The 26,019-nt window shown below is 70.0% G+C and carries 24 protein-coding genes; 20 read left to right on the top strand and 4 right to left on the bottom strand.

The annotated features are described in order from the left end of the window. The first annotated feature begins 99 nt into the window (after positions 1-99). The 10 genes from HPO96_RS29025 to HPO96_RS28980 all read left to right on the top strand — a co-directional run bounded on the left by HPO96_RS29025 (position 100) and on the right by HPO96_RS28980 (position 10,060). A complete protein-coding gene (locus HPO96_RS29025) occupies positions 100-1,632 on the top strand; it encodes an ABC transporter substrate-binding protein (RefSeq protein ID WP_184999652.1) in 1,533 nt (510 codons plus the stop codon). Next, on the top strand, positions 1,633-2,571 hold the full coding sequence (locus tag HPO96_RS29020; protein ID WP_171677547.1) for an ABC transporter permease: 939 nt from the start codon (positions 1,633-1,635) through the stop codon (positions 2,569-2,571). Continuing rightward, complete coding sequence (locus HPO96_RS29015) at positions 2,568-3,440, top strand: ABC transporter permease (protein ID WP_171677546.1); 873 nt, start codon at positions 2,568-2,570, stop codon at positions 3,438-3,440. The genes HPO96_RS29020 and HPO96_RS29015 overlap by 4 nt, the downstream gene beginning before the upstream one ends. Further along, entirely contained in the window at positions 3,437-4,996 is a 1,560-nt protein-coding gene (locus HPO96_RS38580; RefSeq protein WP_171677545.1) for an ABC transporter ATP-binding protein, read from the top strand. Before HPO96_RS29015 ends, HPO96_RS38580 begins: the two co-directional genes overlap by 4 nt. Next, positions 4,993-6,045, top strand: coding sequence for a pyridoxal-phosphate dependent enzyme (locus tag HPO96_RS29005; protein WP_202886548.1), 1,053 nt, complete (start codon positions 4,993-4,995; stop codon positions 6,043-6,045). The genes HPO96_RS38580 and HPO96_RS29005 overlap by 4 nt, the downstream gene beginning before the upstream one ends. Before the next feature lie 10 nt (positions 6,046-6,055). After that, entirely contained in the window at positions 6,056-6,811 is a 756-nt protein-coding gene (locus HPO96_RS29000; RefSeq protein ID WP_238355628.1) for a phytanoyl-CoA dioxygenase family protein, read from the top strand. Next, entirely contained in the window at positions 6,808-7,629 is an 822-nt protein-coding gene (locus HPO96_RS28995) for a Rossmann-like domain-containing protein (protein ID WP_171677543.1), read from the top strand. The genes HPO96_RS29000 and HPO96_RS28995 overlap by 4 nt, the downstream gene beginning before the upstream one ends. 92 nt (positions 7,630-7,721) lie before the next feature. After that, positions 7,722-8,882, top strand: coding sequence for an MFS transporter (locus HPO96_RS28990; RefSeq protein WP_171677542.1), 1,161 nt, complete (start codon positions 7,722-7,724; stop codon positions 8,880-8,882). Positions 8,883-8,901: 19 nt separating this feature from the next. After that, on the top strand, positions 8,902-9,585 hold the full coding sequence (locus HPO96_RS28985; RefSeq protein WP_171677541.1) for a DUF1707 SHOCT-like domain-containing protein: 684 nt from the start codon (positions 8,902-8,904) through the stop codon (positions 9,583-9,585). Positions 9,586-9,604: 19 nt separating this feature from the next. Continuing rightward, positions 9,605-10,060, top strand: coding sequence for a hypothetical protein (locus HPO96_RS28980; RefSeq protein WP_171677540.1), 456 nt, complete (start codon positions 9,605-9,607; stop codon positions 10,058-10,060). Here HPO96_RS28980 and HPO96_RS28975 read toward each other — a convergent pair. Continuing rightward, positions 9,979-11,535, bottom strand: a complete 1,557-nt coding sequence (locus HPO96_RS28975) for a dolichyl-phosphate-mannose--protein mannosyltransferase (protein ID WP_337796868.1) — start codon at positions 11,533-11,535, stop codon at positions 9,979-9,981. The two genes, HPO96_RS28980 and HPO96_RS28975, sit on opposite strands and share 82 nt — an antisense overlap. 195 nt (positions 11,536-11,730) lie before the next feature. On the opposite strand from HPO96_RS28975, the gene rsmI reads away from it, so the two are divergent. The 3 genes from rsmI to metG (HPO96_RS28960) are packed head-to-tail and all read left to right on the top strand — an operon-like array spanning position 11,731 to position 14,654. Then, positions 11,731-12,564, top strand: coding sequence for a 16S rRNA (cytidine(1402)-2'-O)-methyltransferase (gene rsmI, locus HPO96_RS28970; RefSeq protein ID WP_171677538.1), 834 nt, complete (start codon positions 11,731-11,733; stop codon positions 12,562-12,564). Between the two features lie 29 nt (positions 12,565-12,593). Next, positions 12,594-13,046 (top strand): DUF5680 domain-containing protein, encoded by a 453-nt coding sequence (locus HPO96_RS28965; RefSeq protein WP_171677537.1) that lies wholly within the window; start codon positions 12,594-12,596, stop codon positions 13,044-13,046. Positions 13,047-13,088: 42 nt separating this feature from the next. Beyond that, positions 13,089-14,654 (top strand): methionine--tRNA ligase, encoded by a 1,566-nt coding sequence (gene metG, locus HPO96_RS28960; protein WP_171677536.1) that lies wholly within the window; start codon positions 13,089-13,091, stop codon positions 14,652-14,654. A gap of 92 nt (positions 14,655-14,746) precedes the next feature. Here metG (HPO96_RS28960) and HPO96_RS28955 read toward each other — a convergent pair whose 3' ends face one another. The 3 genes from HPO96_RS28955 to HPO96_RS39290 all read right to left on the bottom strand — a co-directional run bounded on the left by HPO96_RS28955 (position 14,747) and on the right by HPO96_RS39290 (position 18,217). Beyond that, positions 14,747-15,922, bottom strand: coding sequence for an NAD(P)/FAD-dependent oxidoreductase (locus HPO96_RS28955; protein WP_171677535.1), 1,176 nt, complete (start codon positions 15,920-15,922; stop codon positions 14,747-14,749). Positions 15,923-16,008: 86 nt separating this feature from the next. Beyond that, complete coding sequence (locus HPO96_RS28950; protein ID WP_171677534.1) at positions 16,009-16,953, bottom strand: RNA polymerase sigma-70 factor; 945 nt, start codon at positions 16,951-16,953, stop codon at positions 16,009-16,011. 25 nt (positions 16,954-16,978) lie between these two features. Further along, entirely contained in the window at positions 16,979-18,217 is a 1,239-nt protein-coding gene (locus HPO96_RS39290; protein WP_272954719.1) for a helix-turn-helix transcriptional regulator, read from the bottom strand. Positions 18,218-18,359: 142 nt separating this feature from the next. On the opposite strand from HPO96_RS39290, the gene HPO96_RS28940 reads away from it, so the two are divergent. From HPO96_RS28940 to HPO96_RS28910, 7 genes are all read left to right on the top strand, one after another. Then, the gene (locus tag HPO96_RS28940) at positions 18,360-19,271 is read left to right on the top strand and encodes an NADP-dependent oxidoreductase (RefSeq protein WP_171677533.1); all 912 of its coding nucleotides are present in this window, start codon (positions 18,360-18,362) and stop codon (positions 19,269-19,271) included. Positions 19,272-19,312: 41 nt separating this feature from the next. Beyond that, complete coding sequence (gene metG / locus HPO96_RS28935; RefSeq protein ID WP_171677532.1) at positions 19,313-21,112, top strand: methionine--tRNA ligase; 1,800 nt, start codon at positions 19,313-19,315, stop codon at positions 21,110-21,112. A 65-nt stretch (positions 21,113-21,177) separates the two neighbouring features. Further along, positions 21,178-22,080 carry a TatD family hydrolase gene (locus HPO96_RS28930; RefSeq protein ID WP_171677531.1) on the top strand — a complete coding sequence of 301 codons (903 nt, stop codon included), beginning with the start codon at positions 21,178-21,180 and terminating at the stop codon, positions 22,078-22,080. Beyond that, a complete protein-coding gene (locus HPO96_RS28925) occupies positions 22,080-22,694 on the top strand; it encodes a nitroreductase family protein (RefSeq protein WP_171677530.1) in 615 nt (204 codons plus the stop codon). The genes HPO96_RS28930 and HPO96_RS28925 overlap by 1 nt, the downstream gene beginning before the upstream one ends. 216 nt (positions 22,695-22,910) lie before the next feature. Beyond that, the gene (locus tag HPO96_RS39285) at positions 22,911-24,020 is read left to right on the top strand and encodes a ubiquitin-like domain-containing protein (protein ID WP_171677529.1); all 1,110 of its coding nucleotides are present in this window, start codon (positions 22,911-22,913) and stop codon (positions 24,018-24,020) included. 75 nt (positions 24,021-24,095) lie between these two features. Beyond that, on the top strand, positions 24,096-24,929 hold the full coding sequence (gene rsmA, locus HPO96_RS28915; RefSeq protein WP_337796857.1) for a 16S rRNA (adenine(1518)-N(6)/adenine(1519)-N(6))-dimethyltransferase RsmA: 834 nt from the start codon (positions 24,096-24,098) through the stop codon (positions 24,927-24,929). 11 nt (positions 24,930-24,940) lie between these two features. Next, on the top strand, positions 24,941-25,879 hold the full coding sequence (locus HPO96_RS28910; protein ID WP_171677527.1) for a 4-(cytidine 5'-diphospho)-2-C-methyl-D-erythritol kinase: 939 nt from the start codon (positions 24,941-24,943) through the stop codon (positions 25,877-25,879). Positions 25,880-26,019 lie beyond the last annotated feature (140 nt).

The raw sequence follows: 26,019 nt of genomic DNA, 5'->3' as shown, positions 1-26,019 counted from the left end.
ACGCAGAGCAGTCGGCGCGCCCGGCCGAAAGAATGATGCCGTCCCGTTCAGATGCGCGCTGAATTGACAATCGTTTTCACTAACGTGAGGATGTTGCGCGTGTCCGATGCTCTGAACCGTCGTGGATTTCTCGGGTTGGCCGGCGCGCTGGGGGTGGCTGCGCTCACCGGTTGCGGGAGCGGCCAGTCGTCCGGCGCCCAGCCGTCAGCGGGCGGGCGGCTGCGTGCCGTGTACGCCGGGGGCGGGGCGAAGGAGGTGCTCGACCCGCACGTCCAGAGCCTGTTCGTCGACCTCGCGCGGCACAAGGCGATGTACGAGAAACTCGTCGAGCTCGGGCCGGATCTGAAACCCGTGCCGCGGCTGGCCGAGAAGTGGGACCACGACGGAAAGGCACTCGTCTGGCGGTTCACGCTGCGCGACGCGACCTTCCACGACGGCCGCAAGCTGACCGCCGAGGACGTGCTCTACAGCCTGGCCCGGGTCGCCGATCCGAAGGTGCCCGAGCGGGTCGCGCAGTCCTCGCTGGCCGCGCTCGACCTGCGCCGCAGCAAGGCCGTCGACCCGCGGACGGTCGAGCTGGTGCTGGCCGCGCCGAACGCCGAGTTCCCCGCGCTGCTGGCCGGGATCGGCACCCAGATCGTCCGCGACGGGTTCACCGACCCGACCAAGCCGATCGGCACCGGGCCGTTCAAGTTCGTCTCGTTCGAGGCCGGCCGATCGATGGTCGCCGCCCGGTTCGACGACTACTGGGAGGGCGCCGCGAAACTCGAGGAGCTGCACCTGCTCTCCGCGGACGCCGAGGCGCGGGCGAACGCCGTCCAGGGCGGGCAGGCCGAGTACGCGAACGACATGACCGCGACCTTCGCGCGGACGGCCGAGGCCGGTAAGTCGGTGCGGATCGTGGCCGCCAAGGCGAGCACGATGCAGGCGTTCGTGATGAAGGTCGACCAGGCGCCGTTCGACAACCCCGACGTCCGGCTCGCCTTCAAGCTGCTCGCGGACCGGCAGCGGCTGGTGGACGTCGTCCTGGCCGGGCGCGGCGCGGTCGGCAACGACCTGTTCGGCAAGGGCTATCAGTACTACCCGGAGGGGTTGCCGCAGCGCGAGCGGGACGTCGAGGAGGCCAAACGGCTGCTGAAGAAGGCCGGGCTGGTGAACAAGGAGATCGAGATCTTCACCGCCGACGCGTCGGCCGGGTTCGTCGAGTCGGCGACGCTGTTCGCCGAGCAGGTGGCCGAGGCCGGCGTCAAACTCAAGGTGACCACCGGGAGCGCGCAGACCTACTCCAAGGACCTGTTGACGAAGGGTGTCATCGGCAACCATCGGTCGGGGGCGATGCCGATCCCGCAGTACCTGACGGACCGGTTGCTGTCGAAGTCGCCGTTCAACGTGACGCATTGGCGTAAGCCCGAGTTCGACGCGGCGTTCGCGGCGGCCCAGGTGCAGACCGACGAGGCGGCCCGGGCGGCGAAGTACGGCGAGCTGCAGAAGACGATCCGGGACGACGGCGGGATCATCGCCTGGGGTCTGCCGGACTACCTGGTCGCGGTGTCGGCGAAGGTCCAGGGGGTCGAGGCGGCGCCGCCGAACACCTTGGACTTCGGCCGGTTCGACAAGGTGTGGCTGGCCTGAATGCGGTCGTACGCCGCTGGGCGCGCCGCGCTCGCCGTCGTCCAGCTCGCGGTGCTGTCCGTGCTGGTCTTCGCGCTGACGTCGTTGCTTCCGGGCGACGCGGCCGATCTGCGGTTCACCGAGACGCTGTCGCCGGAGCAGGTCGAGCGGTTGCGCGAGCAGCTCGGCCTGGACCAGCCGGCGGCCGAGCGGTTCGGGCACTGGTTCGGTCAGGTCCTCACCGGTGATCTCGGGACGTCGCTGATCAGCGGCGGGCCGGTGGTCGACATCGTGCGCGACTCGGTCGGCGCGACCCTCGTGCTGACGATCGCGACGCTGGCGATCGTCGTCCCGCTGGCCGTTGCCCTGGGCATCTTGATGGGAACCCGGGAGAACGGCCGGCTCGACCGGACGATCACCTCGATCACACTCGCCCTGAGCGCGATCCCGGACTTCGTGATCGCCGTTGTCCTGGTCGCCGTGTTCTCGCTGAAACTCGGCTGGCTGCCGGCGACCTGGATCGGCGGCGACCTGCTCACCTCGCCGGTGCTGCTCGTGCTCCCGGTCGCCGTCCTGCTCGGCCGCACGGTCTGCCTGCTCTCCCGTCAGGTCCGGGCCGGCACCATCAACACCCTGAACGCCGACTACATCACCCAAGCCCGCCGCCTCGGCGTCCCCCGGCGCCGCCTGCTGTTCCGCCACGTCCTCCCCAACGCCGCCGTCCCCGGCGTCCAGGAGCTCGCCCGCACCGGCGACACCCTCCTCGGCGGCGTCCTCGTCGTCGAAGCCATCTTCGCCATCCCCGGCTTCGCCACCGCCCTCGTCGACGCCGTCGAAACCCGCGACCTCCCCGTAGTCCAAGCCCTGACCCTCGTCCTGGCCGTAGCCGCCCTCCTCCTCAACCTCCTAGCCGACCTGACCTGCAACCGCCTCGTCCCCCGATCGGCCCTCCTCAAATGAGTGGCCGGAAGGAGGACGCACTCTCCAGTCCCCAGCCGACCCCGCGCGGCCCGCTCGTCCGTGTCTTCGCGGTTCTTCGGCGCATTCCGGTTGCGGTGTCGGTGGTTCTGGTTGGCGTGCCGCTGCTTGTCGCCGTCCTCGGCCCGCTTGTCCCGCACGACGTCAAACCCGGGATGCCTTACGCCGCGGATGGTGTGCTGGGAACTGACGGGCTGGGGCGAGATGTGTTCGGGCTCTTGCTGGTGGGGGGACGGACGGCGCTCGGGATGGCGTTCGGGGCAGTTGTGCTCGCCTACCTGGTGGGTGGGGTGATCGGGCTGGTCGCGGCCTCGACGCGCCATCGGTGGCTCGACGAACTGCTGATTCGACCGCTCGACGTCCTCCTGCCCCTGCCCTCCTTGCTCGTCATCAGCGTGGTCGCGGTCGGCTGGCGCGCCTCGGCGCTTGCCATCACCGTGGCGGTCGCGATGGTGAATGTGCCGACAGTGGCGCGCTTGGTACGAGCGGCCGCGCTGGATGCGGCCAGTTCACCGGTGGTCGAGGCGCTGCGGATGCAACGCGAGTCCTGGGTGACGATCCAGCTCGGGTACGTCGGCCGCGCCGTCCTCGGCCCGGTCGCGGCCGATATCGGCACCCGGATCACCCTCGCCGTCTTCCTGGTCGCGTCGGTCAACTTCCTCGGCCTCGGCCTGAGCCCGACCGCGCCCGACTGGGCCGTCAGCATCTCCCGCAACCGCGAAGGGCTTCTCCTGCAACCCTGGTCCGTCCTCGCCCCGGCCCTCCTGCTCGTCGCCTTCACCCTCGGCTTCAACCTGCTCGCCGACCGCCTCGTCCATCGCACCCGCCGCCCGGCGGAGGTGACCGCATGACGATCGTCGCCCAAGTACGCCGCCTCTCGGCCACCGCCGGTCACGCCGTCCTCGTCGACAACGTTTCCTTCGACGTGTACGCCGGGCAGGTGACAGCCCTCGTCGGCGCATCCGGCTCCGGCAAGACCACCTCCGCGCTCGCCCTGCTCGGCGAGTGCGGCAATGGCGTCCAACTGACCGGCGAGGTAGTCGTCGGCGACACAACGGTTGTCGACAGCAACGGAGTCACCGCCGCGGCCGCCGCGGTACGCGGTCGGGTCGTTGCATATATGCCTCAGCATCCAGGCAGCGCCTTGAATCCCGCCCGCCGAGTCGGCGCCACCCTCAAGGAGCTCGAACGACTCCATCACCCCGGGGAAAGCGTGGCCCAGGAGGCGATCCGAGCCGCCCAGCTCCCCGGCGACCGCGACACCCTGCGCCGGTTCCCGCACGAGTTCTCCGGCGGCCAACGCCAGCGAGTCGCCTTGGCGCAGGCGCTCACCTGCCGCCCCGAGGTGCTCGTCCTGGACGAGCCCAGCACCGGTCTGGACTCGGTGACTCGGCTCCAGCTGGCCAATGAGCTGAAGGATCTGGCCGGCCAAGGATTCGGCATCCTGCTGCTGAGCCACGACCTCGATCTCGTCCGCGAGCTCGCGTCCCACATCGTCGTCCTGAACGCCGGCCGCGTGATCGGCGACGTCCTGCCGCTATCGATCGACCCGCCGAAACCGGGGCCCAGCACGCCCGGCAAGCCATTGCTACAAGCAACGAAATTGTCCGCGTCGGTGCGCCCGCGGGGCCGGACGCCGATCCTGTACGACGTCGATCTGACAGTCCGCTCCGGCGCGAGCGTCGGCGTCGTCGGGCGGTCGGGCAGCGGCAAGACCACGCTGGCCCGATGTTTGGCCGGTCTGCACGAACGCAGTACCGGCAATCTCCTCTTGGACGGCGCCCCGCTCCCCGTCCTCCGCAAGCGCACCAGAGAACAGAACCGCCGCGTCCAGTACGTCTGGCAGGAGGTCCGCGGCTCGTTCGACGAACGACGGGCCGTCGACCAGCAGGTCGCTCGCACCGCGCAACGCCTCCGCGGCCTGGCCGCCGAGCAGGCCCGGGCCGAAGCCGTCGCGACCCTCGCCCGGCTCGGCGTCTCCGCGATGACCGCGGCCCGGCCGCCCAGCCGCCTCTCCGGCGGCGAGCTGCAGCGCGCCGCGCTGGCGCGGGCCGTCCTGGCCGAGCCCGACGTGCTGATCTGTGACGAGATCACCACCGCGCTCGACGACGACGGTACGGCGCTCGTCGTCGACCTGCTCAACGAGCTGAAGGCCCGCGGTACCGCGCTGGTCTGGATCGGCCACGACCTCGGCCTGGTCGCCTCGGTCACCGACCACGTGCTGGTGCTGGACGCCGGCCGCGTCGTCGAGGAGGGCCCGTCGGCCCGCGTGATGACCGAGCCCCGGCACGAGCTGACCCAACGGCTCGTTCGGGCCGCGCGGCTCGGCCGTGAGCCGGAGCCGCCACCGAAGCTGCCCACCCCGCCCTTCGACACTGCCGACCCGAGGAGCGAGCCGCGGCGATGACGTCAGTCCGACTGCACGACCACCTGGCGGAGGCGATCAAGGACCCGGACCCGATCCGGGTCGGCGACGCCTTGATCTGCCTGCGGTTCGAGACGATGAAGGTGTACTCCGCGCTCGGCGCGGTCCGGCACCTGCTGGAGACCGGCGTCGTCCGGCCCGGTGACACGCTGATCGACAGCTCGAGCGGGATCTACGCGCACGCGCTGGCGCTGGCCTGTCACCGGTACGGGATGAAATGCCATATCGTCGGCTCGACCACGGTCGACAAGACGCTGAAGATCCAGCTGGAGATCCTCGGCGCGAGTGTCGAGCAGGTCCCGTCGTCGAACAACCTGCAGCTCGACCAGAATCTGCGCGTCCGCCGGATCGGCGAGATCCTGCGTGACAACCCGACGTACCACTGGATGCAGCAGTACCACGACGACATCCACTACCTCGGGTACGGCGCCGTGGCCGATCAGGTCGCCGAGCTGGTGCCGGAGGGGCCGCTGTGCCTGGTCGGTGGCGTCGGGACCGGCGCGTCGACCGGTGCGATCGCGGAGTACCTGCGCAACCGCGGCCGGGACGTGAACCTGATCGGCGTCCAGCCGTTCGGCAGTATCACCTTCGGTGCCGGGCACACCCGGGATCCGGAGATGATCATCGCCGGGATCGGCAGCTCGATCGAGTTCCGGAACGTGCGGCACGAGCTGTACGACCGGCTGCACTGGGTGTCGTTCGACTACGCGATGTCGGCGGCCGTCGACCTGCTCCGGACGTCGGGGGTGTTCGCCGGGCTGTCCGCGGGCGCGGCGTACCTGACCGCGTTGTGGGAACACACCTGTGACAGCTCGCGAACGCACGTCTTCCTGGCCGCCGACACCGGCACGCGGTACGTCGAGTCCGCTTTTTCCCGGCATGCCGAGGCATTGCCGATGGCCTCGATGCGACCGCGCGAGATCGCTTCCCTGGATGAGCTCGCGGTGCCCTGGTCGGCGATGTCGTGGGACCGCCGGGAGCCTGCCCAAACCCTGCGGGAGGAATTTCCATCCGCGACCCCGTCGCATTAACGTGATGGGTATGACGGGGTATGTGCTGCTGCCGGAACTGTTCACGGCCGCCGAGGTCGAGCGGCTGCGGAGCGTCGTCGAGCAGGTCCACGTGGACGTCGTCGCCGCGGCCGAGGCGGGGGAGACCGAGGTGACCGTCTGGCCCGACGGGCACCGGCTGGAGAAGGTCCGCGGGACGACGATCCACTGGGAGCCGGATGCCGTCGGCAAGGCGGTGCGCAGCCTGTCGCCGGTGTCGCAGTTGCACCCGGCGCTGGAGGCGCTGTGGGCGGAGCCGCGGCTGGTGGAGCCGATGAGCTCGCTGATCGGGGCCGCCGCGGGGCGGTTCGTGGCCAAGCTGAACTTCAAACGGGCCGGCGTGGGGTCGGAGTTCGCCTGGCATCAGGATTTCCCGTACTGGTACTGCTGCGCGGGGGAGCCGGCGTACGACATCGCGACCGCGATCGTGATGCTCGACGACAACACCGTTGCGAACGGCGCGCTGACGCTGATCCCGGGCAGCCCCGCCGAAGGGCCGGTACGCCGGGATCCGCTGGAGCCGACCGGCTTGCTCGTCGACCCGACCGCCGTGGACGGGTCGCGGGCGGTGACCGTCGAGGCGCCGGCGGGGTCGGTGCTGATGTTCCCGGGGCTGATGGTGCATCGGTCCGCGCCGAACCGGACGGCGTCCGATCGGCGTTCGCTCCTCTACTGCTTCCAGCCCGCTGGTCGTCCTGAGCTTTCCGCCCTCACCTATCACCCCGAAAGGCTGGCCGCCCTCCCATGACAGCCCCCACCTCGGTCTCCGAACTCACCACCGCCGTCCTTGCGGGGTCGTACGGCCCGGATCCGGCGTCGCTGCCGGTGATCAGCGCGTTCTGGTTGCACCACACCACTCAGCTGCCCGGTGCCGACGTCACCTATCGGAACTACTACGTGCTGCTTCGCGTCGGCGAGGTCTTCGGCGCCTGCGCCTTCGAGGCGGGCGAGCTGGAGCCGGCGTACTGCGCCGACACCTCCGGCCGCACCATCGCCGACCTCCTCACCTCGGATGACGCGCTGCCCGTCCGGATCGCTGCTCTGGATGCCTACCTGGCCGCCGTCGCCCCGCACCACCTCGCGCCTGAGGCCGAAGAGGTCGTCCTCCCGGCCGGCGCCCCCGACGTCCGCGCCCGTGCTCGCGATGCTGCCGTCGCCGGGCTGCTGGATGTTGCCGAAGGCACCAAAGTCGCGCTGATCGGCGTCGTCAACCCGCTCGTCGACGCCATCACCGCCCGCGGCGGCGTCTGCCTGCCCTGTGACTTCAACCTCGATCGCACCGCCTCCGGTCTCGAGGTCTCCCGGGACATGCAAGCTGTGGTGGACGCCGCCGACGCGGTCGTGGCCACCGGTATGACGCTGTCCAACGGCTCCTTCGACACTCTGCTCTCCAGTTGCCGTGAGCAAGCAAAGCCGCTGGCCATCTATGCTCAGACCGGAAGCGCCGTCGCCCGCGCCTTCCTCGGCGCCGGCGTCACCGCCCTCTCCGCCGAACCCTTCCCCTTCTCCCAGTTCTCCGCCCGTCCCACCTCCCTCTACCGCTACCTCCCCAGGAAAGTCCTATGACGACCACCCCTTCCCGGCCCAATCCGTTGCCCGCAGCCCCGAATCCGCTACCAGCTTCCGCCAGTGCGCCCGAAGTTCCAGGGGACTGGGCGATGGTGAAGCGGTTGTGGCCGTTCCTGGTGGCTTCCGCGGTGAGTTTGATTCCGTTCACGGTGTTCGGGATGTATCTGGTGCCGATCGCGGCCGCGGCGGACGGAAATGTGGCGGAGATCGGCGGGCTGCGGGGGCTCGGCGGTCTGGCCGCGTTGGTGGTCGGGTTCTCGGTGGCGCCGCTGATCGATCGGCTGGCCCGGGAGGTGGTGGCCGCGGGCGGGCTGGCGCTGCTGGGGATCTCGGCGCTGTTGGGTGCTATCGGCAACGTGTTCGCGCTGGCCGCGTTCTGTCTGCTGATCGGGGCCTCGACGTCCATCCTCGCGCCGTCGATCGGCGCCGCCGCGGCGGACCGGTTCGGTACGCCGGCCGCGGCCGGGCGCGCGGCCACGCTGGTGTCGGCGACGACGTCCGCGATGGCGATGCTGGCCGCGCCGCTGCTCGCCGTACCGGGCATCGTGTGGGGCTGGCGGGGGAACCTGATCGCCGCCGCGGTGGTCTCGCTGGTGTTGTCGGCGGCGTTCTTCTGGCGCGGCCGCGGGCGGACGGCGCCGCTCCGGGCCGGCGGCGCGCCGCGGATGAGCTACCTCGCGACCTACCGCGAGCTCGGCCGGATCCCGGGGGCCGTCCCGCTGCTGATCATCGCGATGCTGCGGACGGCGGCGTTCATGGGCTACCTCGCCTATCTCGCCGCGTTCTACGATCAGCGCTTCGACCTCGAGCCGGGCTGGTTCGCGCTGGTCTGGTCGCTGAGCGGCGGGTCGTTCTTCCTCGGCAACCTGCTCTCCGGCCGCTTCCTCGCGGTCGAGCGCCCGTGGATCGGCCCGGAGCGGATGCTGCTGGTCGGTCTGGGCGTCGCGCTCGTCAGCGTCTCGGCGTTCTACTTCTCCCCGACGATCCCGCTCACGCTGCTGCTCACCGCGCTGATGGGCGCGAGCCACGCGACCGTCGCCGCCTGCGTCACCACCCTGCTCGTCCGGCGCAGCGGCGAACTCCGCGGCTCGGCGCTCAGCGTGAACGCGGCCGGGATGAGCCTGGGCACCTTCCTCGGCGCCGCGCTCGGCGGTCTCGGCCTCGGCCTCGGTGGTTACCCCGGGACGGCCCTGACTTTCGCCGTGATCACCCTGGTTGCGGTGCTCTGCGCACTGCGCGTGCGCCGATAGGCGATATATCGTTCCTGATATGGACAACCTGCCCGACCGCCCGAACCCGCATGCGCACCTGCGCGCGTCCGATATCGACCGCGACCAGGTCGTCGACGTCCTGCGGGATGCGCTGATGGCCGGCCGGTTGACCCAGGAAGAGCACGCCGACCGGCTCGAGCAGACCCTGCAGGCCCGCACGCTGGGCGAGCTCGAGCCGATCACCAGCGACCTCATCGTCGCCGGTCCGCAGCTGACGCCGCTCGCGTCGTCCGCTCCGGCGCGCACGGTCTCGAACAGCCCGGTCCCGATCGAGGAGCCGGCCAACCCCGACGACAGCTTCACCACGATGGTCGCGATCTTCGGCGGCGGCGAGCGCAAGGGCGCCTGGCGGGTCAAACGCCGGACGAACGTCTTCGCCGTCTTCGGCGGTCACGACCTCGACATGACGCACGCCGTCTTCGAGGGCCGCGAGGTCACCGTCTGGACGTTCGCCGTCTTCGGTGGCATCGACCTCACCGTCCCCGACGGCGTCACCGTCCGCAACGAGGGCATCGGCATCTTCGGCGGCTTCGGCTTCGAAGGCGACACCGAACCGCACCCGGACGCCCCGACCGTCGTCATCAAGGGCCTGGCCCTCTTCGGCGGCGTCGGCGGCCGCAACTCCAGCAAACGCCACGGCAAGAAGAAGAAAGGCCACGGCCAACTCGGCCACGGCGGCTGAGCACATTCGGCTGTGCCGGGTGCACCCCGCGGACCGCAACCTGCTGGCTGTTCTCGCGACCCGCGCGCTGTTCGCCGTCGGCGCCCTCGGGCTCGTGGTCGCTGCCATCGGGGGCTACTTCCTGATGGTGGTCACCAACGACCAGGGCCTGGCCCGCCGCCTGAACTCCGCCGGGGTCTCCGCCCAGGTGACGGATGTCGAGGTCGGCCACCGCATGGTCAAATCGAAGAACTCGCCTCCGCAGTTGCAGTTCGACGGCGCGCGGGTGACGTTCCGGACCGCAGGCGGTGAGAGCGTCACCACGGTCCTGGCAGCCGCTCGATCGGACCGGGTCGTCGGCTTCGAGGGCCGGCATCCGCCGGTGCCGGGTTCGGCGGGTGGTCGTCCGGCGGGTCAGATCCAGGTCTTGAACCACATTCGGCTGAGCCAGTCCGGGTGGGGGAGCACCTTGTCGGTCAGGATCGGCCAGATGTAGGCGAAGTTCAGGACGACGAGGACGACGAACGCGCCCACGATGGCGCTGCCGATCAGGCGGCGTGGGGCGGCGGCTCCGCTGGCTGTTCGGGCCGGGCCGAGGATCTTGCCGAGGACGAGCGCCACCGCCATCACGGTGAACGGGATCATCGTGACGGCGTAGAAGAAGAAGATCGGTCTGTCGTCGTAGGCGAACCAGGGCACCCAACACGTCACGAACCCGATGATCGGGACGCCGAATCGCCAGTCCCGCTGGCCGATCCACAACACGACGGCCGCCAGCAGCGCGAGCGCGCCGCCCCACCACAGCAACGGCGTCCCGACGGCGGAGATCACCGACAGACAGTTCGTCCCGGCGGGCGCGTCACAGCCGGGGGAGCCGGGCTTGATGTCGTTGACCGCGTCGAACCCGATCGGACGGGCGATGATCGGCCAGCCGGCCGGGTTCGAGGAGTAGGGGTGGGTGGCGTTCTTGATGTAGTCGCCGGTGTGGAACTCGTAGACCTCTTGGTGGTAATGCAGCAGGGAGCGGAAGTCGTCCGGGACAATCTTCATCACGCCGGTCGCCGGGTTCTTCGACGCGTAGTCGTGGCTGTAGGCGTTGTCGTGCAGCAGCCAGCCGGTCCAGGTCGCGGTGTAGGTGACGAGCGCGACCAGCACGATGCTGAGGAACGCGGGGACGCCGTCGATCAGCGCCGATTTCACGAACGCGAACCGGACGCCGAGCGCGCGCCGGGCGCCCAGGTCCCAGGCAAAGACGAGGAGGCCGAAACCGGCGATGACCCAGACCGCCGACCACTTGGTGCCGAGCGCGAGGCCGAAGCAGACGCCGGCCAGGATCCGCCACGGCCGCAGCAGCAGCCAGCGGCCGAACTTGCGCGGCGCGAAGTCGTCGGGCTCGCCGAGGGCGCGGACCGAGTCGGCGTGCCGGCGTCTGGTCCAGTCCCGGTCGGCGACCAGGCAGGAGATCGCGGCGACCAGCCAGAACGCGAGGAAGATGTCGAGCAGCGCGACCCGGGACATCACGAAGTGCAGCCCGTCGACGGCCAGCAGCAGGCCGGCGATCGCGCCGATCAGGGTCGAGCGGGTCATCCGGCGGACGGTGCGGATCACCAGCAGGACGGTCAGCGCGCCGAACAGCGCCGGCATGAACCGCCAGCCGAACGGCGTCATCCCGAACAGCTGCTCACCGGCCGCGATCATCCACTTGCCGACCTCGGGGTGCACGGTCAGGCTCGGGCTGGGTTTGAAGACGTCCAGATTGCCGGCCAGGATCGCCTTGTCGGCGGCCCCCTCGGGCTGGTCGATGAACTGCCGCGCGTACCCGAACTTGAGCAGGCTGAAGGCGTCCTTGGCGTAGTACGTCTCGTCGAAGACGAACTTCACCGGGTTGGCCAGGTCCCAGAACCGGATGAACGCCGCCAGCGCGGTGATCGCCAGCGTCGCGATCCAGCCGCCCTCGAAATCCTTCGGCATCGGCGGGTACAACCGGTCGGCCAGCGGCGGCAACCGCCGTCCCAGCACGTCTCTGCCGAGCGCCTCCCGGCCCTCGGCAGCCTCGTCCCGGCGCGTGGTTCCGTCCTCGATCACAGCCGTCACGACCGCCATCGTACGGAGCCCGGAGTCTCACCGCCTCCTCCCATCGCACGAGCGGCCTGGAATGATGGCCGGGTGACCGGGCGATTGGTGTTGGCGGGGACTCCTATTGGGGACGTGTCGGATGCTTCGCCGCGGTTGGCGCGGGTGCTGGCCGAGGCGGATGTGGTGGCCGCGGAGGACACGCGGCGGCTCCGCCGCCTCACGGGTGAGCTGGGGATCACCGTCAGTGGTCGCGTCGTCAGCTACTTCGAGGGGAACGAGCGCGAGCGGACGCCGGAGCTGCTGCAGGCGCTCGTCGAAGGCCGGACCGTCGTCGTGGCCACCGACGCCGGGATGCCGAGCGTCTCCGACCCGGGTTACCGCCTGGTCGCGGCCGCGATCGACGCCGGGATCGACGTCACCTCGGTCCCCGGCCCCTCCGCCGTCCTCACCGCCCTCGCGCTCAGCGGCCTCCCCGTCGACCGCTTCACCTTCGAGGGCTTCCTCCCGCGCAAACCCGGCGAGCGCCTCCGCCGCCTCACCGAGCTCGCCGACGAACCCCGCACCATGGTCTTCTTCGAGGCCCCGCATCGCCTTACCGCCTCGCTCGAGTCGATGGCCGAAGCCTTCGGCGCCGACCGGCGGACGGCGGTCTGCCGCGAGCTCACCAAAACCTACGAAGAGGTGAAACGCGGCCCCCTCAGCGACCTGGTGACCTGGTCCAAGGACGGCGTCCGCGGCGAAATCACCGTCGTCGTCGCCGGCGCCGACCCCGGCCAGGTGCTCACCCCCGCGGACCTCGCCCGCGAGGTCGCCACCGACGAAGCCGCCGGCACCCCCCGCAAACAAGCCATCGCCGACGTCGCCAAACGCTTCAACGTCCCCAAACGCACCGTGTACGACGCCGTCCTCGCCGCCCGCAAGTAACTGTCGGAGCCGGCTGGTAGACCTGCCGGATGGAGCTTGAGACCTTCGTCGTCCGTGCCAAGGCCGCTACGTACGCCGGTGACGGCGGCTTCGCCGAGTCCGGCCGTCCCGGTGCCCACGACCTGCGCTTCGTCGACGGCGAGCTGTCGTATCTCGACAGCTACTACGGCGACGCCGACTTCCTCGGTCAGGAGGTGGTCCACGCTTCGGGCCGTCCGGTCTGGGGGATGAACTACTACGGCTATCTGCTCCAGCCCGAGCGGCTGACCGCGGCCGCCGCCGGGCGGCTGATCAAGCAGGCGCTCTCGGCGCTGTACGCCGAGGGCCGGTTCCTGGGCGGGTTCAGCTACCGAGACGGCGATCTCACCTACGTCGACGAGAACTCCGGCGACTTCGCGCGGTTCGAGGGGACGGAGTACATCAGCGGGGCGGGCGGGGCGGTGTACTACCGGCTGCGGTACCACGGCGGGCTGATCGCCTGAGGGCTGGTCAAAAGCGCTGGTGAGCGGGACTAGGCTTGAGACATGTCCGAGAAGGCCTATTACGTCACTACTCCGATCTACTACGTCACGGCGCCGCCGCATATCGGGAGCGCCTACACGACGGTGGCGGGGGATGTCCTGACCCGGTGGCACGCGCAGCGGGGTGAGCAGAAGTGGTACCTGACGGGTACCGACGAGCACGGCGAGAAGGTGCTGCGCAGCGCGGAGGCGCAGGGGATGTCGCCGCAGGAGTGGACGGACAAGCTGGTCGAGGAGGCGTGGAAGCCGGCCTGGGTGGATGTCGACATCGCGTACGACGACTTCATCCGGACGACGGAGCCGCGGCACACGGAGCGGGTGCGTGAGTTCGTGCAGGCGCTGTACGACCAGGGCGATGTGTACAAGGGCGAGTACGAGGGGCTGTACTGCGTCGGCTGTGAGGAGTTCAAGCTCCCGGCCGATATCCGGACGGACGAGGACGGCACCCAGCGGTGCACGATCCACGGCACCGAGCTGGAGACGGTCTCCGAGACCAACTACTTCTTCCGGCTCTCGGCGTACGCCGACCGGCTGCTGGAGCTGTACGAGTCGCAGCCCGATTTCGTCGCGCCGACCAGCGCGCGGAACGAGGTGGTCGCGTTCGTGAAGCAGGGGCTGCAGGACCTGTCGATCACCCGCTCGACGTTCGACTGGGGGATTCCGGTCCCGTGGGACGAGAAGCACGTCCTGTACGTCTGGGTCGACGCGCTGCTCAACTACGTGACGGCGGCCGGCTACGGCACCGACCCGGAGCGGTTCGCGAAGCTCTGGCCGGCGAACGTGCACCTGGTCGGCAAGGACATCCTGCGGTTCCACGCGGTGATCTGGCCGGCGATGCTGATCGCCGCCGGGATCCCCGTCCCGCAGCAGGTCTTCGCGCACGGCTGGCTGCTCGTCGGCGGCGAGAAGATGAGCAAGTCGAAGCTGACCGCGATCGCGCCGCACGAGATCACCGACCACTTCGGCTCGGATGCCTTCCGCTACTACTTCCTGCGGACCATCCAGTTCGGCTCGGACGGCTCGTTCTCCTGGGAGCACCTGAGCGCGGTCTACACCTCCGAGCTCGCCAACGGCCTGGGCAACCTGGCCAGCCGGATCGCCGCCATGGTCGGCAAGTACTTCGACGGCGCCCTGCCCGAGGCCACCGACCACGGCCCGGCCGAGCAGGCGCTGGCCGACAAACTCGCCCAGACGGTCACGACAGCCGACGCCGCGATCGAGAAGCTCGCCTTCCACGACGCCCTGGCCGCGATCAACGACCTGGTCGGCGCGGTCAACGGCTACGTCACCGAGCAGGAGCCCTGGAAGGTTGCGAAGGACGAGTCGCAGCGCTCCCGCCTCGCCACCATCCTCTACTCCGCCGCCGAGACCCTGCGCGCGGTCGCCGTCCTGCACAACCCGACCATGCCGAAGACCGCCACCAAACTCTGGGAGCTCCTCGGCGCCGAGCCCAAACTCGGCTCCCTCGCCGACCAGCGCCTTCCCGAAGCCGGCGCCTGGGGCCAGCTCCCCGCCGGCTCCGTCCTGGTCAAGGGCGACCCGCTCTTCCCCCGCCTCGAAGAGGCCTGAGGCCCACCCCACCCGGGGCCGGAGCCAACTCCGGCCCCTCCCTCATCCGGCTCCCCGACCATCCCGCTTTGCGGGGTGGAGTTGTTGGTGGGTCAGCGGGTGGCGGTGCGGTGCGTCGGTCGCGTGGTGAGGTGGCGGCGGCGGACTGGCATGCCCAGGGTGGGGTTGGCGACGCCGACGTAGGCGCCCCAGCAGATGAGCTCTTTGTAGATGACGGCGGCGCGGCCGCGGAGGGCGGACTGTTTGGTCCGGTCGCCGGCGGTGACGAACTGGATGAGCCCTTCGTTGCGGCCGAGGCTGATGCACTGCTGGAAGTAGCGGATCATCGTGTGCGGCAGTTTGCCGCCGGTCAGGCGGGCGGCGATCGCGTCGGCTGCCTGGTAGGCGGTGAAGGTGCCCGAGGCGCACGACATCCGGAGCAGCTGCCCGCTGGAGCCCTTGGCCTGGGCGGCGTCGCCGATCGCGTAGACGTCCGGGTGCGAGACCGACGCCATCAGGTCGTCGACCAGGATCTGCCCGGACGCGGCCGTCCCGAGTGACGTCGCCGCCGCGATCGGGTGGACGGCGAACCCGGTCGTCCAGATCGTCAGCGCCGACGGGATCGTCGTACCGGCCGCGGTCACGACCGCGTCAGCCTCGACGCGAGTGACCTTGGTGTGCTCGTGGACGGTGATACCGAGCCCGGCGAAGACCTTCCGCAGGTGCCGCTGCCCCTTGGCCGACACCCAATCGCCCAGCCCACCGGCCGCCACCAGAGCGACGTTCAGATCCGGCCGGGCTTCGGCGATCTCGGTGACACCCTCGATCCCAGTCAGCCCGCCACCGACCACCGTGACGGTCTGCCCGGCCTTCAGCGCGGCCAGCTTGGCCCGCACCCGCAGCGCACCCGGACGGCCGGCGATCTGCTCGGCGTACGCCGAAACGCCCGGTACGCCGTGGTCGTTCACCCGGCTGCCCAGCGCGTAGACCAGGGTGTCGTACCCCAGCTCACCGCCGTCATCGAGCGTGACGAGCTTCTGATCGACGTCGACCGCGGCCACCTTCGCGACCCGCAGGACGACGTCCGTCCCCTTGAACACCTCGGCGAGCGGTCGCGGCTTCAGCGTCCGGCCGGCCGCCAGCTCGTGCATGCGGACCCGCTCGACGAAGTCCGGCTCGGCGTTCACGACCGTGAGCTGGACGTCGTCGCCGTGCAGCCGCCGGGCGAGCCGGCCGGCCGCGACCGCTCCGGTGTAGCCGGCGCCGAGGACAACGATGCGGTGCTTCATATCCGTGCTCCTGTCTGCGGGGTTGTGCCTCCTGAACCGGGCAGCCCGCGGATTCCTGACAGGTCTCGACTGTGAAGCAGCTCACATCACCACTGGCTGATCAGCGGCGCCTCGTGCTCGGTCGCGTTCCAGTGCGCGGTCGCGCGCTCCAGCTTGTCCGGGTTCACGGCGGTGTGGACGGCGGTGATGCCGTCGGCCGTCACTTCGAGGTGCATGATCCCGACCACCGTGCCGCCCACCACGACCACGATCGACGGCTCGCCGTTCGCGACCCCGGCGTACATGTCCGGGCTGCCGCCGACGTACGCCCGCTTGACCGCCGCCGGCTTGAACAGCCCGCGCAGGAACGCCGCCACCGCCTTGACGCCGACGAACGCGCTCGCCCGGGCCGGCACCTTGCCGCCGCCGTCGCCGATCGCGACCACATCGCCGGTCAGCAACTTCACCAGCGGCTCGGTCTGCCCGCTCATCGCCGCGGCCAGGAACTCCTCGACGATCCGCCGGGCCGTCGCCGCGTCCACCGCCGTCCGCGCCTTCCCGTCCGCCACGTGCTTCTTGGCCCGATGAAAGATCTGCTGACTCGCGGCCTCACTCAGCTCGAGGATCTCTGCGATCTCCCGATGTGAGTAGTCGAACGCCTCCCGCAGTACGTAGACGGCCCGCTCGTTCGGCGTCAGCCGCTCCATCAACGTCAGCACCGCGATCGACACCGACTCCCGCTGCTCCGCCGTCTCCAATGGCCCCAGCATCGGATCCCCGGCCAGCAACGGCTCCGGCAGCCACTGCCCGACGTACGTCTCCCGCCGAGCCCGAGCCGACGCCAACTGATTCAGGCACAAATTCGTCAGCACCTTCGTCAGCCAGGCCTCCGGCACCTCGACCCGCTCCCGCTTTGCGCCCGCCCACCGCAGCCACGTCTCCTGCACCACATCCTCAGCCTCGGCCGCCGACCCCAGCATCCGGTAAGCGATCGCCCCCAACCGCCCCCGAGCCGCCTCGAACACCCCCACCTCACCCACCGTCAACCCCATCCCCGAACCGTACTTCGCGCGCGAGTCAGGCGGAGGTGGCGTGGTAGAGGGCGGCGGCTTGGGTTCGGGTGGTGACGGCGAGTTTGGTGAGGATGTTGGCCACGTGGAACTTGACGGTGGATTCGCTGATGTGGAGGTCGTCGGCGATGGAGCGGTTGCGGGAGCCTTGGGCGATGCGTTCGAGGACTTCGAGTTCGCGGGCGCCGAGCGGGGCCAGGGGGTCTTCGGCGGGGAGAGGGGTGGCGCCGAGGGTGAGGGTGATGCGGGCGGTGAGGCCCCAGCCGGGGACGGCTTCGAGGTCGAGTTGGCCGGCCCGGAGGCGGAGGCGTTCGGAGAGCTGGCCGAGGACGAGGACGCCGTCCAACCGGCCGGGGCCGTCGTCGCGGATGACGGTGTGCAGGTCGGCGCCGTCCCACTGCCAGCCGACGCGGATGCGGCGCACGTCGTCCTGGGTCAGCATGGCGAGGACGATGGAGCGGACGGCGACGCGGGCGGTGTGGGCGAGGTCGCCGGGGAGCATCTGGTCGTTGCCGGGGGCATCGAGTTCGAGTTCGACGGTGGTGTGCCGGAGCAGCGCGCGCAGCGATTCGGCCAGCCGGTCGAAGGCTCGCCCGGCCGACTCCTCGCCGTGGTACGTGCGTTCGCGCCGGGTGTCGATCCGTAGCTCGGCAAGGCTGTTCAGCGCGACCTCGACCGCGGTCGACCGGGCCGCGGCGTCGTCGATCCGCTGATTCCGCAGGACGCCGAGGAGCGTCGCGAGCGTGGCCGCATGCGCCTCGCCCAACTCGGCCGCGACGTCGAACCGCGCGTCCGCGACCGCCCGGGACTGCGCGGTCGCGCTCGGATCGCTCTCCTGGGTCAGCCGGTACATGTGAATGGTCGCCAGATCCCACACGGCCTGCAGGACGGCGTCATGTTCGCCGTACTCGACCCCGTCGACCTTGATGAACAGCAGCACCGACCCGCGCGGCGCTCGATCGCTCGCGATCGCGAGGGCCGGGTGGTCCACCCCGCCGACCGGGACGACGCCGTGCCACGGCCGGCCCGCGGTGACCGTGCCGAGCAGACCGGCCAGCTCCGCGCCGGTGATCGCGCGGGCGAGCGTCGGATCGCCGTACGTGTAGACGGGCGTGGTCGCGCACTGGCTGGCCAGCTGCGCCACCGCGCGATGCGGGACCAGCTCCGCGAGTGCGGTGGAGAGCCGGGGGAGCAGCTCCTCCGGCGATCCGTCCAGGATCTGCGCCGCTGCGGCCAGTACGTCCATGTCACTCAGCGTACGTCGGTTGACGTATCCACCCGAGCTGGCCGAACGGCCAGTGGACAACCGTCCGTTCGGCCAGTCGGGAATATCCGGGACCACTCGATGATTGATTGAAGCATCAAGCAAATTCCGATGGAGGCGTGACATGCAAGCGGTGGTGTTCGAGGAGTTCGGCGGTCCCGAGGTACTCGCGGTCCAGGAGGTGCCGGAGCCGCAGGCAGGCGCCGGGCAGGTTCGGATCAAGGTGCACGCGGCCGGTGTGAACCCGATGGACTACAAGGTCCGCCGGGGCTACATGCAGGGCATGTTCGACGTCACCTTCCCCGCGACGCCGGGCTTCGAGGTCGCGGGCGTCGTCGACCAGGCCGGTGACGGTGCGGAGTTCGCGGTCGGCGACGAGGTGGTCGGCTGGGCGGCGGGCGGCTCGTACGCCGAGTACGCGATCGCCGGCAACGTGACCCGCAAGCCCGCGGGCGTCAGCTGGGAGCAGGCCGTCGGCCTGCCGGTGGCCGGCGAGACCGCGCAGCGCGTCCTCGACCTGCTCAAGGTGCAGGCGGGCGAGACGATCCTCATCCACGGCGCCGCGGGGGCTGTGGGCTCGATCGCCGTCCAGCTCGCGACGGCCGCCGGGCTGACCGTGATCGGCACCGCCTCGCCGCGCAACCACGAGTTCCTCCGCGAGCTCGGCGCGACCCCGATCGAGTACGGCGACGGCCTGGTCGACCGCGTCCGCGCCGTCGCCCCGCAGGGCATCGACGCCGCCTTCGACACCGCCGGCCAGGGCGGCCTGCCGGAGTCGATCGAGCTGCTCGGCGGCCCCGAGCGGGTGATCACGATCGCCGACTTCAGCGCCGGTGAGCTCGGCGTCCACGCTTCTGCCAGCGGCTCGGCGAGCCCCGAGGAGGTCCGCGCCGGTCTGGACTCGCAGCTCCAGGCCGCCGCTGACGGCAAGCTCGTCGTCCGCGTCGCCGAGAGCTTCGCGCTGACCGACGCCGCCAAGGCGCAGGAGATCAGCGAGGGCGGCCACGCCCAGGGCAAGCTCGTCATCCAGCCGTAAATACTTGGTCCGCGGTCGGCCCGGTCCTTACAGTCGGCCGCATGACCAACATCCTGTCCGCGGTCGCCTGGCCGTACGCGAACGGACCCCGGCACATCGGGCATGTGTCGGGGTTCGGCGTACCGTCCGATGTCTTCAGCCGGTACTCGCGGATGGCCGGTCACGACGTTCTGATGGTGTCCGGGACGGATGAGCACGGGACGCCGATCCTCGTCCAGGCCGAGCGGGACGGCGTCAGCCCGCAACAGCTCGCGGATCGGTACAACCGGGTCATCGTCGAGGACCTACAGGGGCTGGGCCTCTCGTACGACCTGTTCACCCGAACGACGACGCGCAACCACTACGCCGTCGCGCAGGAGCTCTTCAAAGTCGTGCACCGCAACGGCTTCCTGGTCCCGAAGACCATGCAGGGCGCGATCTCGCCGTCCACCGGCCGCACGCTCCCCGATCGCTACATCGAGGGCACCTGCCCGATCTGCGGGTACGCCGCCGCCCGTGGCGACCAGTGTGACAACTGCGGGAACCAGCTCGACGCGATCGACCTGCGCAACCCGCGCAGCCGGATCAACGGCGAGAAGCCGGCCTTCGTCGAGACCGAGCACCTCTTCCTCGATCTGCCTGCGCTGGCCGACCAGCTCGGCGGCTGGCTGCAGACCCGGTCCGGGTGGCGGCCGAACGTGCTGAAGTTCGCGACCAACCTGCTGGACGACGTCCGTCCGCGCGCGATGACCCGCGATATCGACTGGGGGATCCCGGTTCCGCTGCCGGGCTGGGGCGCGAAGCGGCTGTACGTGTGGTTCGACGCGGTGATCGGGTATCTGTCGGCCAGTGTCGAGTGGGCCCGGCGCAGCGGCGATCCGGAGGCCTGGCGGAAGTGGTGGTGCGATCCGGCGGCCGAGTCGTACTACTTCATGGGCAAGGACAACATCACCTTCCACGCCCAGATCTGGCCGGCCGAGCTGCTCGCGCACAACGCCGCGCCGGGGGAGTACGGCGTGCTGAACCTGCCGACCGAGGTGGTGAGCAGCGAGTACCTGACTCAGGAGGGGCGGAAGTTCTCGTCGTCGCGATCGGTGGTGATCTATGTTCGCGACGTCTTGGAGCGCTATGGGCCGGACCCGTTGCGCTACTTCATCGCGGTCGCTGGGCCGGAGACGCAGGACACCGACTTCACCTGGTCGGAGTTCGTCCGCCGGACCAATGACGAGCTGGTCGGCACCTGGGGCAACCTGGTGAACCGGACGGCGTCCATGATCGCCAAGAACTACGGCGCGATCCCGCCGCCCGGCGAGCTGACCCCGGCCGATCACGAGCTGCTTGCCAAGAGCAAACAAGCTTTCGGCGTCGTGGGTGACTTGCTCGGTCGGCAACGTCTCCGTCAGGGCGTCAGCGCCGCGATGCGCAACGCCGCCGAGGCGAACCAGTACCTCTCCCAGCAGGCGCCCTGGAAGCTGTTCGACCGGGAGCGCAAGGCAACCGTCCTGCATGTGGCCGCTCAGGTCGTCGCCGATACCAACCGGCTGCTGGCGCCGGTGCTCCCGCATGCGGCGCAGCGCGTCCACGAGGCTCTGGGCGGGCGCGGCGCCTTCTTGCCCACTCCGGAGATCCGCGAGGTCGCCGACCTCGACGGCGGCCCGGGCTATCCGGTCATCGCCGGCGACTACGAAACCCAGCCCCGGTGGGCCTCCGAGCCGATTGTCCCGGGGACGGCGGTGCCGGTGCCTCGGCCGGTGTTCACGAAACTTGGCCCGGAGGTCGTGGAGGTCGAGATGGCTCGGTTGGAGGGCGGACCTGCAACACTCACCAACTCGCCTGATGGGTGGTCTGGGCCGCTCGGCTGAGCGTGGGGGTGCGGGGTTGTGCATAGTTGGTGAGTGGGGGCGGTCCGCCCCGTAACCTTGGGCGCATGGCAGATATCGGCGGGCCGACGCGAGAGCGGGCGGCGGTCAGTGAGGACGGGCGTTCGCGGGACCGGAGCCGGCCGGTGTTGCCCGATCCGTTGCCGATGAGCGTGGTCGACGCGCACTGCCACCTGGATATCGCCGACGGAGAAGACGGCGCGTGGCTGAGCCCGGCCGAGGCGATCAAGCTGGCCGCTTCGGTCGGCGTGACGCGGATCGTCCAGGTCGGTTGCGACCTGCCCGGTTCGGCCTGGGCGGTCGAGGCGGCGACGCAGTACCCGAACCTGATCGCCGGCGTCTCCCTGCACCCGAACGAGGCGCCGAAGCTGAAGGCCGCCGGTGAGCTCGACAGCGCGCTGGCCGATATCGAGCGGCTGGCTCAGGTCTCCGACAAGGTTCGCGTGATCGGCGAGACCGGGCTCGACTACTTCCGCACCGGCGAGGACGGGCGCGCCGCGCAGCACGAGTCGTTCGCCGCGCATATCGAGCTGGCCAAGCGGCTCGGCAAGACGCTGATGATCCACGACCGGGACGCACACGACGACATCCTGCGCATCCTGGATCGCGAAGGGGTGCCGGATCGCCTGGTCATGCACTGTTTCTCCGGTGACACCGAGTTCGCCCGCGAGTGCGTGAACCGCGGCGCGTTCCTGAGTTTCGCGGGGGTGGTCACGTTCAAGAACGCGACCTCGTTACGCGACGCGCTGGCGGTCACGCCGCTGGATCGGGTGCTCGTCGAGACCGACGCGCCGTACCTGACGCCGTCCCCGCATCGCGGGCAGCCGAACGCGTCGTACCTGATCCCGCACACCGTGCGGAAGATGGCCGGCGTGCTGAACATCTCCGTGCCCGAGCTCTGCGCGGCGCTGAACGACAACGCCAACCGCGCCTTCGGCGGGGCCTGGTAATGGAGTTCAGCGAGGTCGTCCGCCGGCGCCGGATGGTGCGCAACTACGACCCGGACCGCCCGGTCCCGGCCGAGATTCGCGAGCGGATCCTGGAGAACGGTCTCCGCGCGCCGTCGGGTGGGTTCACCCAGGGCTGGGCCTTCCTCACCTTGGAGGGCGCGGATCGCGAGCGCTACTGGGAGATCGCGGCCGCGGACCCCGATCCGAAGTATGTGGAATGGGTCACAGGGCTGCGCCGGGCGCCGCTGCTGATCCTGGCCTTCGCGCACAAGGACGCGTACCTCGATCGGTACACCGCGCCGGACAAGGGCTGGACCGACCGCGACGAGTCCCGCTGGACGGCGCCGTACTGGTACGTCGACACCGGGATGGCATCGCTGCTGATGCTGCAGACGGTGGTCGACGAAGGCTTGGGAGCCTGCTTTTTCGGGCCTCCGGCGGACCAGGTGGGGGCCCTGCTGACCGAGTTCGGCGTACCGGCCGGGTTCGACCTGATCGGGGTGTTGTCGATCGGGTACCGGGCCCCGGACAAACGGTCTCCATCGTTGAAGAGAGGCCGCCGGACGACGGCCGAAGTCGTCCATCGCGGGCAGTGGGGGAATCACTCGGCGTGATCGCGTCATTACACCTTTTTCCGACGCGCCGGGAAGAGGATTGGCGTCAACGCGACTTCTTCGTTATGGTCCCGTGATGTTGGCCGGGATCGGGGAAGATTCCGGACAGCACGCCCCTCGGCGTCGACCGTGGTAGCCGGGCCTCCAGCCCGGAGATTGTGGCCGCTGCCAGTGCTGTCCCACCCCGTGCCCGGGTAGCTCTACCTGGGAGCGTTAGTGCGTAAGTCCATCATCGCGGCCGTCGGTGTGACAGCCGCGTTCGCCGTCGTCGGCGGCTCCGTGGCGTACGCCGCGAAGAGCAAGACGGTCAGCCTCTCCATCGACGGTCAGGTGCAGAAGGTGCACACCTTCGGCTCCACCGTCTCCGACGCCCTGAAGGCGGAGAAAGTTCAGGTCGGCGACCATGACGTGGTCGCCCCCGCTCTGGACTCGAAGCTCCAGGACGGCCAGGAGATCGCGGTGCAGTACGGCCGCCAGCTGACCGTGAACGCCGACGGCGTGAAGAAGGCCTTCTGGACGACGGCCGACACCGTCACCGAGGCGCTGGCCGACCTGGGCCTGCGATATGACACCGGCGCCTACTTCTCGACCAGCCGTTCCGCCCCGATCGGGCGTGAGGGTCTGGAGCTCACGGTCAAGACCCCGCGGACGGTGCAGATCGTCCGGGCCGGCAAGCCGTCGACCGCGAAGCTGATGGCTTCGACCGTCGGCGAGGCGCTGACGGCGGCCAAGATCGCCTGGGACGAGGACGACAAGATCGTCCCGGCGCCGGCGACGGTGCTGAAGACGGGTGTGAACAAGATCAGCTTCGTCAAGGTCGACACCAAGCGGGCGACCAAGACCGAGAAGGTCGCCCACGGCACCGACGAGACCGAGTCCGCCGAGATGTTCGAGGGCGAGAAGAAGGTCACCGCCAAGGGCACCGACGGCTCCAAGTCCGTCACCTACCTGTACACGTACCTGGACGGCAAGCTCAGCGCCACCAAGGTCGTCACCAGCAAGGTGCTCACCGAGGCTGTCGACGAGAAGGTCACCGTCGGCACCAAGGAGAAGCCGGAAGCCCCGGAGCCGCCGACCAGCGGTAACGCCGGCGCCTGGGACCGGATCGCCGCCTGTGAGTCCGGCGGCCGCTGGAACTTGAACACCGGTAACGGGTTCTACGGCGGTCTGCAGTTCAGCAGCGGGACGTGGGCGGCCTACGGCGGCCGCACGTACGCCCCGAACGCACACCAGGCCAGCAAGGCCCAGCAGATTGCGATCGCCGAGAAGGTTCGCGCGGCGCGCGGCGGCTACGGTGACTGGCCGCACTGCGGTAAGAAGGCCTGATAGTGCGAGACTGACGGGGTGACCTCGTCTGATTCATCCACAACGGCCGGACCGAGACTCCTCGGTCCGGCCGATGTGCGTTCCCTGGCCGCGCGGCTCGGCGTCCGTCCGACCAAACAGCGCGGCCAGAACTTCGTCATCGACCCGAACACCGTGCGCCGGATCGTTCGCGCCGCGGAGTTGTCGGCCGACGGTGAGACCGTGCTCGAGATCGGGCCGGGGCTCGGGTCGCTGACGCTGGCGTTACTTGCCGAGGGCCACCGGGTCACCGCGGTCGAGATCGACTCCGTGCTGGCGGCCGCGCTGCCGTCGACGATCGCCGAGTACGCGCCTGGTCAGGTGGGCGACTTCGCCGTCATCGAGGCGGATGCGATGACGGTCACGGCCGAGCAGATCGGGTCGCCGTCCGCGTGTGTGGCGAACCTGCCGTACAACGTCGCCGTACCGGTCCTGCTGCACCTGCTCGCGGTGTCGCCCTCGCTGCGGCACGGGCTGGTGATGGTCCAGTCGGAGGTGGCTGATCGGTTGGCTGCCGGGCCGGGGTCGCGGACGTACGGCGTACCGTCGGCGAAAGCGGCCTGGTACGCCGAGGTGCGGCGCGCCGGGCCGATCGGGCGGAACGTGTTCTGGCCGGCGCCGAACGTCGACTCCGGCCTGGTCGCATTCGAGCGCCGCGAGCCCCCGGGGACGGCGGCGTCCCGCGAGGAGGTGTTCGCGGTGATCGAGGCGGCGTTCTCACAGCGGCGGAAGACCGTACGCTCGGCGCTCGCCCGCTGGATGCCGGATCGTGCGGCCCTCGACGAGGTGTTCCGCATCACAGGGATCGACCCGGCGTTGCGCGGCGAGATGCTCGGAATCGCCGAGTTCGCCGCCCTGGCCGGCGCAGGACAGTCGTTGAAGACTGCCTGATGTCCTAGTGTGTGCCCGTGCCACCTTCTGCTGAGGTCACGGTGCGGGCGCCGGCCAAGATCAACCTGGGTCTGTCGGTCGGTCCGCCGTTGCCGGACGGCTTCCACCCGGTGGCCACGGTCTACCAGGCCGTGGCGCTGTACGACGACGTCACGGCCGTCCTGCGGGACGACGACCCGACGATCTCGGTCGAGGTGACCGGTGACTTCGCCGGTGAGGTGCCGACCGACGAGTCGAACCTCGCCGTCAAGGCCGCCCGGTTGTTGCAGGCGGAGTACGACATCGACGAGGGCGTCGAGCTGACCATCCGCAAGACCATCCCGGTCGCCGGCGGTATGGCCGGCGGTTCGACCGATGCCGCGGCGACGCTGGTTGCCTGCAACCGGCTCTGGGGCCTCCAGTTGTCGCAGACCGAGCTGCAGGGGCTCGCGGCCGAGCTGGGCTCCGACGTCCCCTTCTGCCTGGTCGGGCACACCGCCCTCGGCCAGGGGCGCGGCGAGCAGGTCACCGAGGTGATGTCCCGCGGCACCTTCCACTGGGTCTTCGCGATCGCCGACGGCGGCCTCTCCACCCCCGCCGTCTACCAGGAGCTCGACCGCCTCCGCCCGCTCCGCCGCGTCGAACCGCCCCAGGTCCGCCCCGAACTCATGTCCGCCCTCCTCTCCGGCCGCCCCGAAGCCCTAGCAGTTGCCCTCAGCAACGACCTCCAGGCCGCCGCCCTCTCCCTGCGCCCCGAACTCGGCGACACCCTCCAGTTCGGCCTCGACCAAGGCGCCCTCGCCGCCCAGATCTCCGGCTCCGGCCCCACCTGCCTCTTCCTCGCCGCCGACTCCCGCTCCGCCGTCGACCTAGCCGTAGAACTCGCCGAATCCGGCCTCTGCCGCATGGTCCGCCAAGCCGAAGCCCCCGTCCCCGGCGCCCGAATCCTCCCCGCCACCATCAGCCGGTAAATCGGTCGACCTGCGGGTGGCGGGGTGTTAGCTTCCGGGGAGACCTGTCGGGAGTGAAGGAGAGCGGGATGCGGTGCTCAGTGATCCAACCCATCTGGACTGATCACTTCGGAGCACTCGCGAGGACCGTTGAACTCTTT

Origin of the sequence: Kribbella sandramycini, assembly GCF_013131805.1 — a bacterium.
Classification (GTDB): Bacteria; Actinomycetota; Actinomycetes; order Propionibacteriales; family Kribbellaceae; genus Kribbella; species Kribbella sandramycini.
This window is presented reverse-complemented; position numbering and strand designations above follow the sequence as displayed.

What these genes read in the sequence shown, in the direction of transcription:
- HPO96_RS29020 (WP_171677547.1), top strand. Translation starts at nt 1,633, where the DNA reads ATGCGGTCGTACGCCGCTGGGCGCGCCGCGCTCGCCGTCGTCCAGCTC.
- HPO96_RS29015 (WP_171677546.1), top strand. Translation starts at nt 2,568, where the DNA reads ATGAGTGGCCGGAAGGAGGACGCACTCTCCAGTCCCCAGCCGACCCCG.
- HPO96_RS38580 (WP_171677545.1), top strand. Translation starts at nt 3,437, where the DNA reads ATGACGATCGTCGCCCAAGTACGCCGCCTCTCGGCCACCGCCGGTCAC.
- HPO96_RS29005 (WP_202886548.1), top strand. Translation starts at nt 4,993, where the DNA reads ATGACGTCAGTCCGACTGCACGACCACCTGGCGGAGGCGATCAAGGAC.
- HPO96_RS29000 (WP_238355628.1), top strand. Translation starts at nt 6,056, where the DNA reads ATGACGGGGTATGTGCTGCTGCCGGAACTGTTCACGGCCGCCGAGGTC.
- HPO96_RS28995 (WP_171677543.1), top strand. Translation starts at nt 6,808, where the DNA reads ATGACAGCCCCCACCTCGGTCTCCGAACTCACCACCGCCGTCCTTGCG.
- HPO96_RS28990 (WP_171677542.1), top strand. Translation starts at nt 7,722, where the DNA reads ATGGTGAAGCGGTTGTGGCCGTTCCTGGTGGCTTCCGCGGTGAGTTTG.
- HPO96_RS28985 (WP_171677541.1), top strand. Translation starts at nt 8,902, where the DNA reads ATGGACAACCTGCCCGACCGCCCGAACCCGCATGCGCACCTGCGCGCG.
- HPO96_RS28975 (WP_337796868.1), bottom strand. Translation starts at nt 11,535, where the DNA reads ATGCCGAAGGATTTCGAGGGCGGCTGGATCGCGACGCTGGCGATCACC.
- HPO96_RS28965 (WP_171677537.1), top strand. Translation starts at nt 12,594, where the DNA reads ATGGAGCTTGAGACCTTCGTCGTCCGTGCCAAGGCCGCTACGTACGCC.
- metG (WP_171677536.1), top strand. Translation starts at nt 13,089, where the DNA reads ATGTCCGAGAAGGCCTATTACGTCACTACTCCGATCTACTACGTCACG.
- HPO96_RS28955 (WP_171677535.1), bottom strand. Translation starts at nt 15,922, where the DNA reads ATGAAGCACCGCATCGTTGTCCTCGGCGCCGGCTACACCGGAGCGGTC.
- HPO96_RS28950 (WP_171677534.1), bottom strand. Translation starts at nt 16,953, where the DNA reads ATGGGGTTGACGGTGGGTGAGGTGGGGGTGTTCGAGGCGGCTCGGGGG.
- HPO96_RS39290 (WP_272954719.1), bottom strand. Translation starts at nt 18,217, where the DNA reads ATGGACGTACTGGCCGCAGCGGCGCAGATCCTGGACGGATCGCCGGAG.
- HPO96_RS28940 (WP_171677533.1), top strand. Translation starts at nt 18,360, where the DNA reads ATGCAAGCGGTGGTGTTCGAGGAGTTCGGCGGTCCCGAGGTACTCGCG.
- metG (WP_171677532.1), top strand. Translation starts at nt 19,313, where the DNA reads ATGACCAACATCCTGTCCGCGGTCGCCTGGCCGTACGCGAACGGACCC.
- HPO96_RS28930 (WP_171677531.1), top strand. Translation starts at nt 21,178, where the DNA reads ATGGCAGATATCGGCGGGCCGACGCGAGAGCGGGCGGCGGTCAGTGAG.
- HPO96_RS28925 (WP_171677530.1), top strand. Translation starts at nt 22,080, where the DNA reads ATGGAGTTCAGCGAGGTCGTCCGCCGGCGCCGGATGGTGCGCAACTAC.